The organism is Roseibium denhamense (assembly GCF_009711415.1).
Taxonomy (GTDB): Bacteria; Pseudomonadota; Alphaproteobacteria; order Rhizobiales; family Stappiaceae; genus Roseibium; species Roseibium denhamense.
In genome coordinates, this window is record NZ_SMLZ01000081.1 from 22,385 (window position 1) to 30,504 (window position 8,120).

10 protein-coding genes are annotated in these 8,120 nt (G+C 58.3%); 6 read left to right on the plus strand and 4 right to left on the minus strand.

Going from position 1 to position 8,120, the window contains the following annotated elements:
• Positions 1 to 10 precede the first annotated feature (10 nt).
• From odhB to lpdA, 4 genes are all read left to right on the plus strand, one after another.
• The gene (odhB, locus tag E1180_RS01815; RefSeq protein ID WP_155189375.1) at positions 11 to 1,540 is read left to right on the plus strand and encodes a 2-oxoglutarate dehydrogenase complex dihydrolipoyllysine-residue succinyltransferase; all 1,530 of its coding nucleotides are present in this window, start codon (positions 11 to 13) and stop codon (positions 1,538 to 1,540) included.
• A gap of 29 nt (positions 1,541 to 1,569) precedes the next feature.
• Positions 1,570 to 2,187, plus strand: coding sequence for a LysE family translocator (locus E1180_RS01820; protein WP_155189376.1), 618 nt, complete (start codon positions 1,570 to 1,572; stop codon positions 2,185 to 2,187).
• A gap of 31 nt (positions 2,188 to 2,218) precedes the next feature.
• Positions 2,219 to 2,620, plus strand: coding sequence for an LIC10280 family protein (lfb1, locus tag E1180_RS01825; protein ID WP_155189377.1), 402 nt, complete (start codon positions 2,219 to 2,221; stop codon positions 2,618 to 2,620).
• A 92-nt stretch (positions 2,621 to 2,712) separates the two neighbouring features.
• Entirely contained in the window at positions 2,713 to 4,116 is a 1,404-nt protein-coding gene (gene lpdA / locus E1180_RS01830; RefSeq protein ID WP_155189378.1) for a dihydrolipoyl dehydrogenase, read from the plus strand.
• Between the two features lie 126 nt (positions 4,117 to 4,242).
• On the opposite strand, the gene E1180_RS01835 is transcribed toward lpdA, so the two are convergent.
• A complete protein-coding gene (locus E1180_RS01835) occupies positions 4,243 to 4,662 on the minus strand; it encodes a MerR family transcriptional regulator (RefSeq protein ID WP_155189379.1) in 420 nt (139 codons plus the stop codon).
• Between the two features lie 89 nt (positions 4,663 to 4,751).
• Here E1180_RS01835 and E1180_RS01840 point away from each other — a divergent pair, with 89 nt between their 5' ends.
• Positions 4,752 to 5,387: a cation efflux transmembrane domain-containing protein gene (locus E1180_RS01840; protein ID WP_155189380.1), complete on the plus strand. Its 636-nt coding sequence runs from the start codon at positions 4,752 to 4,754 to the stop codon at positions 5,385 to 5,387.
• Positions 5,388 to 5,445: 58 nt separating this feature from the next.
• Here the strand turns inward: E1180_RS01840 and E1180_RS01845 are convergent, their stop codons facing one another.
• Together E1180_RS01845 and E1180_RS01850 are read right to left on the minus strand one after the other, a co-directional pair.
• Complete coding sequence (locus tag E1180_RS01845) at positions 5,446 to 5,679, minus strand: hypothetical protein (RefSeq protein ID WP_155189381.1); 234 nt, start codon at positions 5,677 to 5,679, stop codon at positions 5,446 to 5,448.
• 113 nt (positions 5,680 to 5,792) lie between these two features.
• Positions 5,793 to 6,197, minus strand: coding sequence for a serine/threonine protein kinase (locus E1180_RS01850; protein ID WP_196220498.1), 405 nt, complete (start codon positions 6,195 to 6,197; stop codon positions 5,793 to 5,795).
• A gap of 110 nt (positions 6,198 to 6,307) precedes the next feature.
• Between E1180_RS01850 and E1180_RS01855 the strand changes: the two genes are divergently transcribed.
• Positions 6,308 to 6,841, plus strand: coding sequence for a GNAT family N-acetyltransferase (locus E1180_RS01855; protein WP_208996836.1), 534 nt, complete (start codon positions 6,308 to 6,310; stop codon positions 6,839 to 6,841).
• Between the two features lie 111 nt (positions 6,842 to 6,952).
• Here the strand turns inward: E1180_RS01855 and E1180_RS01860 are convergent, their stop codons facing one another.
• Positions 6,953 to 7,912: a tyrosine recombinase XerC gene (locus E1180_RS01860; protein WP_155189382.1), complete on the minus strand. Its 960-nt coding sequence runs from the start codon at positions 7,910 to 7,912 to the stop codon at positions 6,953 to 6,955.
• Between the last annotated feature and the right edge of the window lie 208 nt (positions 7,913 to 8,120).

Consider the following 8,120-nt stretch of genomic DNA (forward strand, 5'->3'; position numbering starts at 1 on the left):
GAAGGCGACCATGGCAACCGAAATTCGCGTGCCCACCTTGGGCGAATCCGTTTCAGAAGCAACAATTGCACAGTGGTTCAAGAAACCGGGTGATGCCGTCAATCAGGACGAGCCGCTGGTGGAGCTGGAAACCGACAAGGTGACCGTTGAAGTTCCCGCACCTGCTGCCGGAACCCTTGAGAGCATTGTTGTGAATGAAGGCGATACGGTTGAAGTCGGTGCACTTCTCGGTCAGATCGCCGAAGGTGCCGGGGCAGGCGCCTCTGCGGCGCCCGCCGCCGCGGCACCCGCCCCGGCCAAGCAAGAAGCGCCTGCCGCGAAAGCCGAACTGGTCGATGTGGTCACGCCGAGTGCGGGTGAGAGCGTCACCGAAGCCGAAGTTGGCGAATGGAGCGTCAAGGTCGGTGACGTCGTCAAGGCCGACGACACACTGGTTGAACTGGAAACCGACAAGGCCGCTCAGGAAGTTCCGGCGCCGGTCGCAGGCACAGTGGTGAAAATTGCAGCTGAGACGGGCGCCACCGTTGAGCCGGGTGTTCTGCTTTGCCAGATCGACCCGTCCGGGTCCGCTGCCCCGGCCACCGAAAGCGCTCCGGCCACAACTGCACCGGCTCCAAGCGCACCGGCGGCATCCACCGGCACAAGCATGCCGCCCGCCCCATCTGCCGCGAAGATGATGTCTGAAAACAACCTGAGCAGTGATCAGGTGGCGGGCTCCGGCAAACGCGGTCAGGTTCTGAAGGAAGATGTGATCAATGCGATTGCATCGGGCGCAACGGCCGCCTCCTCTACGCAGACATCCGCGCCTGCCGCCCGTGGCCCGGTCGCTGCCGAAGACGAGGTGCGCGAAGAGCGTGTCCGTATGACCAAGCTGCGCCAGACAATTGCGCGCCGCCTGAAAGATGCCCAGAACACCGCCGCCATGCTGACCACTTACAACGAAGTGGACATGGGACCGGTCATGGAACTGCGCAAGCAGTACAAGGACCTCTTTGAGAAAAAGCATGGTGTCAAGCTTGGCTTCATGGGCTTCTTCACCAAGGCCGTGACCCACGCGCTGAAAGAAATCCCGGCCGTGAATGCCGAAATCGACGGCACCGACATCATTTACAAGAACTTCTGCCATGTCGGCGTTGCCGTTGGCACGGACAAGGGTCTGGTCGTTCCGGTGGTACGGGATGCGGATGAAATGTCTATTGCCGAGATCGAGAAGGAAATCGGCAACCTGGGCCGCAAGGCGCGGGACGGGAAACTCGGCATGGCCGACATGACCGGCGGCACCTTCACCATCTCCAACGGTGGCGTTTATGGCTCGCTGATGTCCTCTCCGATCCTGAACGCGCCGCAGTCCGGCATCCTCGGCATGCACAAGATCCAGGAACGCCCGATGGCCGTGAACGGTCAGGTGGTGATCCGCCCGATGATGTATCTGGCACTGTCCTATGACCACCGGATTGTTGACGGCAAGGAAGCCGTAACCTTCCTTGTCCGCGTCAAGGAAAGCCTTGAAGATCCGCAGCGCCTGGTTCTGGACCTTTGATCCGGGACTAAGGGCGAAGGAGACACAGAATGAGCCTGGAATTCCTGATCACCGCGCTGATTGTAGTTCTCGTTCCCGGCACGGGGGTGGTCTACACAGTAGCAGTGGGGTTGGGCCGCGGACGGCAGGCATCTATCGCCGCTGCTTTTGGCTGCACGCTCGGGATCATTCCGGCCATTCTGGCATCCGTGATTGGACTGGCGGCATTGATGCATACCAGTGCCCTGGTCTTTACGGCCGTCAAATATGCAGGGGTGGCCTATCTTCTGTTTCTTGCTTGGCAGACGCTCAAGGATGACAGTGGTCCATTGACCCTGACACCCGACAAGCAGGACCGGAAAAGCCTGATTGCCACCGCCCGCACCGGGTTCCTGATCAACATCCTCAACCCCAAGCTGACCGTGTTTTTTCTGGCGTTTTTGCCTCAGTTTGTAAGCCCGGCGGCTGCCAATCCCGGCCTGGAGATGCTGCTGCTAGGGGGTGTCTTCATGGCAATGACCTTTGCGGTCTTCGTGGTCTATGGCGCCTTTGCTGCGGTTGTTGGCGACAAGGTTCTGCGGAGCGACCGGGTCATGATCTGGATGAAGCGGACGATTGCGGCGACCTTCGCGGGCTTTGGTCTGCGGCTTGCGCTGGCTGACCGTTAAAAGGAAAGCTGCCGGCAAAGGAGTGAATGCAATGGGAATGGGTCTTCGCACTTTCGCAATGATGGTGTTGGCTTTTGCCGCCGTGATTGCAGCCCCCTTTTCAAATTCTGCGTTCATCGGCGCGTCTGCCACGGCCGCGCCCAAGGCCACCTTTAATCCGCAAATCGAAGGGACCTATTCTGTTCAAGGCGTCAATCCGAACGGCACACGCTACTCCGGCCGCGTATTCATAACCGTCAAGAACAATACGGCCTTCTTCCGCTGGGAGATCGCCGGGCAAACCTTTCATGGCCAGGGTCCTCTGACCGGCCAGAAACTGGTCATCGATTGGGGCGAGGCCCAGCCGGTGATCTATCAGATCAATGCCGATGGCACTTTGTTCGGGACATGGTCCGGCGGGCGTGCCTCGGAAACACTCCGCCGGATCAACTGACCGGCACATCACATCGCAGGCTCCCCTCCGGGGGTCTTGCATCCTGATCAATCCGCAATGGATGAATTGAAAAAGAGGCAAAGGCGACCGAAATGTCCCAATATGATCTTGTCGTCATCGGAACCGGCCCGGGCGGCTATGTATGTGCGATCAAGGCGGCCCAGCTGGGCCTCAAAACCGCGGTTGTCGAAAAGCGGGCGACCCTGGGCGGGACCTGCCTCAACATCGGCTGCATCCCCTCCAAGGCCATGCTGCATGCATCTGAGTTGTTCGAGGAGGCCGCGCACGGATTTGAAAAACTCGGGATCAAGGTCGGCAAGCCGAAGCTCGATCTCGACGCGATGATGAAGCACAAGGACGACGTGGTTGACGCCAATGTCTCCGGCATCTCCTTCCTGATGAAGAAGAACAAGATCGACGTGCATACCGGTACCGGAAAGATTCTCGGCGCCGGCAAGGTTGAAGTGACGGCCGAAGACGGTAAAGCAACAACACTCGATACCAAGAATATCGTGATCGCGACCGGCTCGGATGTGATGCCGCTGCCGGGCGTGGACATCGATGAAAAACAGATTGTCTCTTCCACCGGCGCGCTGGAGTTGGACAAGGTCCCTGGTAAGCTCGTTGTCGTCGGCGGCGGCGTGATCGGGCTTGAACTCGGGTCTGTCTGGAACCGCCTCGGTTCCGACGTTACCGTTGTTGAATTCATGCCGAAAATCCTCGGTCCGATGGATGGGGATGTTTCAAAGAACTTCCAGAGGGTCCTCAAGAAGCAGGGCATGTCCTTCAAACTGTCTTCCAAGGTCACCGGCGTTGAGAAAAAAGGCAAGAGCCTTGCCGTGACGGTTGAGCCGGCTGCGGGCGGTGAAGCGGAAGTGCTGGACGCGGACATCGTCCTGGTCGCGATTGGCCGCCGTGCCTATACCGAAGGCCTTGGCCTGGAAGCCGCCGGTGTCAAAGTGGATGAACGCGGGCGTGTGGCGATCGACCATCACTACAAAACCAATATCGATGGCATTTACGCAATCGGTGATGTGGTGGTCGGCCCGATGCTTGCACACAAGGCTGAAGACGAAGGCGTTGCCATTGCAGAAATGCTGGCAGGCCAGGCTGGCCACGTAAACTATGACGTGATCCCGGGCGTGGTTTACACTCAGCCCGAGGTCGCCTCGGTCGGCAAGACGGAAGAGGAATTGAAGGACGCCGGTATTGACTACAAAACCGGCAAATTCGCCTTTACGGCAAACGGCCGCGCCCGCGCGATGAATGCAACGGACGGCTTTGCCAAGGTTTTGGCCGACGCGAAAACCGACCGGGTGCTTGGGGTCCATATTGTTGGGCTCGGCGCCGGTGAGATGATCCATGAAGCAGCCGTCTTGATGGAGTTCGGCGGGTCATCGGAAGATCTCGCCCGCACTTGCCACGCCCACCCGACCATGTCTGAGGCAGTCAAGGAAGCGGCCCTCGGCGCCTTTGCAAAATCCATTCATTCCTGATTGCTGTCAGCGATAGAAGCAGCAAGAGCCCGGACCTGCGTCCGGGCTTTTTTGTGCCAGGCGCCAATGTCATGACGGGCCGGGCTGCGCGTTCAAACGTTGAAGCCGGTGCAACCAGCTTTCAAATCAGTGGTCGTCGCCACACAGGCTATGATCGCCAAAGGCTTTCAGAACATTGCAGTCAGCGGCGATGGAACCGCCTTTGCAGCTGGCTGTGATCCGGACGAGTTCCGTTTCCAGTTTTTTTAGATGGGCGATCCGAGCACGGATCGCGGTCAACTGCTCTTCCGCAATCCGGTTGGCATCATTGCAGGGCCTATTGGGATGCTGGCTCAATTCCATTAGTTCCCGGATCGCCTGCATCGGCAGTCCGAGGTCCCGGCAATGGCGCAAAAACCGCAAGCGGTCTAGATCGCTTGCGCCGTAGCGCCTCTGGTTTCCCTCCGTCCGAAGCGGGGTGTCCAGCAGGCCTTCCTTTTCATAATAACGGATTGTTGGGACCTTTACGCCCGTCTTTCGCGCCAGATCGCCAATGGAAAGATCCATTTCACAAAGCCTCTTGAACCTATAGTCACTATAGGAGTTACAACGCGCTCAGATCGATAATCAAGATGGTAAAGCGTTGAGGATTTCCTATGGGTGCATGCTGTGATGGCACAAAAACCACGTTCGATGGTTTGTCGGACGATTACAAACGCCGTTTGTGGATTGTGATCGCCCTGAATGCCGCAATGTTTGTAATCGAGATGGCGGCAGGCCACGCTGCCCGCTCGCAAGCCCTTCAGGCCGACGCGCTGGATTTCTTCGGCGATGCGGTCACATACGGCATCACATTGGCAGTCATTGGCGCCAGCTTGAAGACACGCGCTCTCGCCGCCCTGTTCAAGGGCTTCAGTCTTCTTCTGATGGGATTATGGGTGGGCGGTGCGACAGCCTACCAGGTTCTCGTGCTGGGCATACCCAAGGCCGAAATCATGGGGGGGATCGGCTTGCTGGCGCTTTCTGCCAATCTCGCAAGTGTTCTTCTGCTGGTCCGCTACAAAGACGGGGATGCCAATGTACGATCCGTGTGGCTGTGTTCGCGAAACGATGCAATCGGCAACGTTGCTGTGATGGCCGCAGCTTTAAGTGTTTGGGCAACGTCCAGCGCATGGCCGGATTTGATAGTGGCCGGATTAATGGCAGCGCTTTTCATTAATTCAGCGGTCCAGATCGTTGCACAGGCAGTTGAGGAATACAGGCAAAGTCAATCTGAAGCCGTATCGCAATAAAAGACCCGCTGCCAGTGTGGGGGCAGCGGGCAAACCTTGGAGCAATTGAGACTTTAGCTTATTCGGCCGGTTTGCTTTCGGTGGCCGGCTGAAGGCTTTTCAGAAGCCCATCGCTTACATCATTGGTCGCGATAGCGACGTCCGTGTCTGCGGTGCTTTGAAGCTGATCGGTTGTTGCGACCGTCATGTTTTTGTCCTTGGATGCTGTTTTGCCCCAGGAGCAAGCATGAGCTGGAGCGATGGCAAACGCACTGACGGCCAAAGCGGCGGCACCTAGTGTCAAGAGTTTCATATTCCCTCCGTCGGTGTGGATTTGAGTTGCACGACCTTCCTAAGAGTAAGGTAAAAACCGAAGCAGGCAAGGAAAAAGCAACAAACAATTGTATCGGGCACCCAAAACGAAATTTATTTGCGCTGCAGATTGTATATCTTCTCGACGTTCGGCTGCGATAAGTCGTTCGTAATATTGATGACTCTGGTGTCGAGAAGATCGCCGAACGCTTTGAGAGTCATTTGCTTGCTGCTCAAAAATCCGATCAGAATGACCTGAACAGCGCCATCGGAGCGCAACTCAGCACTCGTCCAGCCCCATTTACAATCCCGTGGTATGCAGGAGGTGAAGGCGCGCACCCGGGTGAAAACCCGTTCATTCTCGCATCGGCTTTCAATCTCGATACGGCTGATTTCCTTCGGGGCCGCATCCGGGTTTTCCCAAACTCCGTCTTCAGGCAGCGGGCAGTAAATGCGTTGGGCTGTGGCCGGGGCGGCTGTGAGAAAGAGGTACAAAATTGCGAGCAGGGCTACGCGCATTTTTTGAAAGTCTCCCGGTTTCCGATTGCTCAGGGCTATCGGCTTGAGCGTAAAGGAAATTGCATTGCGCCGCTACGATGAAGCGGGAATCGTGTTAAGCGCGGCCTTTGATGACACGCCTCAAACACAATGGGGAAATGATGCAGTCTCTGGGTACAGCGCGATTTCATCTGCGCCCGCCGTCAGCTGAAGATTTTCCCCTCTATCGGGACTTTTTCGCTGATCCTGACGCCTCGCTGTTTTATGGCGGGCCTTTGAGGCCGGATCAGGCTTGGCGTGTCCTCGCCGGGCATCTCGGCCATTGGCAGCTGAGAGGATACGGCATGTGGCTTTTGGTGCCCCGCCAAGGAGGGCCGGCGGTCGGCGGATGCGGTTTCGCCTGGCCGGAAGGGTGGCCCCGGCGCGAACTGACTTGGTGGCTGGTGCCGTCCGCGCGCGGAACCGGAGCCGCAGTTGAAGTTTCAAGAGCGGCGATCCGCCATGCTTATGATGTTTATGGCTGGGACTTGGTGGAGACCCACATGGATGATCAAAACCGGGCAGCCAGGGGTCTTGTGCACAAACTTGGCGGAACTGAAATCGCGCGCGAACTGTTTCCCGACGGCAAGACCCGGACGGTCTATGCCTTGCCGCGATCCGCGTAACGATTCTTGTTCGGAGCATCCGGCGTTTCGCGGGAAACGCCCGATAGTTGGGCCTGCCCGCAATCGCTCAGCTTCGGGCGGCGGAGTGATTCCGATAAACCGCGTGCTGATCTAACGTCTTGGATGCGCCTTGTCATAAGCGGTCAACAGATGCGCCCCGTCTACCTCGGTGTAGATCTGGGTCGAGGCAAGGCTCGCATGACCCAGCAGCTCCTGGATTGTCCTCAAGTCCCCGCCTCCGGCAAGAAGATGGGTTGCAAAGGAGTGCCGGAGGGCGTGCGGGGTGGCCGTTTTTGGAAGGCCGAGCGCACCTCGCATCTTTTCCATGGCCAGCTGGATAGCGCGCGGGTTAAGCGCTCCTCCCCGCGCCCCAAGGAAAAGCGGCCCATCGGCATCAATCGCATAAGGGCAGAGAGCCAGATACCGGTCCAGAGCCTCACACACGGCGGGAAGGATCGGTACGATTCGTTCCTTCCGGCCCTTCCCGACAATGCGCATGGATTTGGTGCCCGCCTTCGGTGCCATCCGGCCGGTCAGTGACAGCGCCTCGGATATCCGGAGACCGCAGCCGTAGAGCAAGGTCAGCACGGCCGCATTGCGCGCATCAATCCATGAAGCCTTTTCCATCGACAGGCCTCCGCCCGTGATATCGAGGGCATCTTTTGAAGACACGGGCTTGGGCAGCGACCGGGGCTGGCGGGGCGGACGGATGGCGTCGGATGCTGCGGCATTCACCTCGCCGCGCCGTTCCAGAAACTTCAAGAAGGAGCGGATCCCGGCAAGGCCGCGCGCAAGTGTCCGGCTCTCGGCCTTCTGCCGCCGCCGGCTCGCCATGAACCCTCTGAAGTCGGCCGGCTTCAGCGCTTCAAGATCTTTCACGGAGGGAGGATTGCCGAAATGACCGGTCAGGAATCTCAAGAATTGGCGCAAGTCCCGCTCATAGGCCACCAGGGTCTTGTCCGACAGGCGCCGCTCATCGGCCAGATGGTCAAGCCATAATCCGATCCGGTTGTTCAGATCCGGTTGGGCGCACACAAGAAGAGCCTTAGAAGAGGAGGAACTGTCGGTCATGGTGTGCAGTTTCCCGCATGCCGGTAAGACGGGAGTTAACGCCGGCACTTTTCGGTCAGTCCGGTTCTACCCGCTGGGCCGCAAATGGGGGCAGCGCGCAGGAAAATTGGCTCCAGGTTGCCGCGAGCATGCGATTTGATGTCCAGATTCACGGTTTACGATCTCTTAACGGCTCTTACAACTGCGCATTATCCTTCGCGTGGCGTGT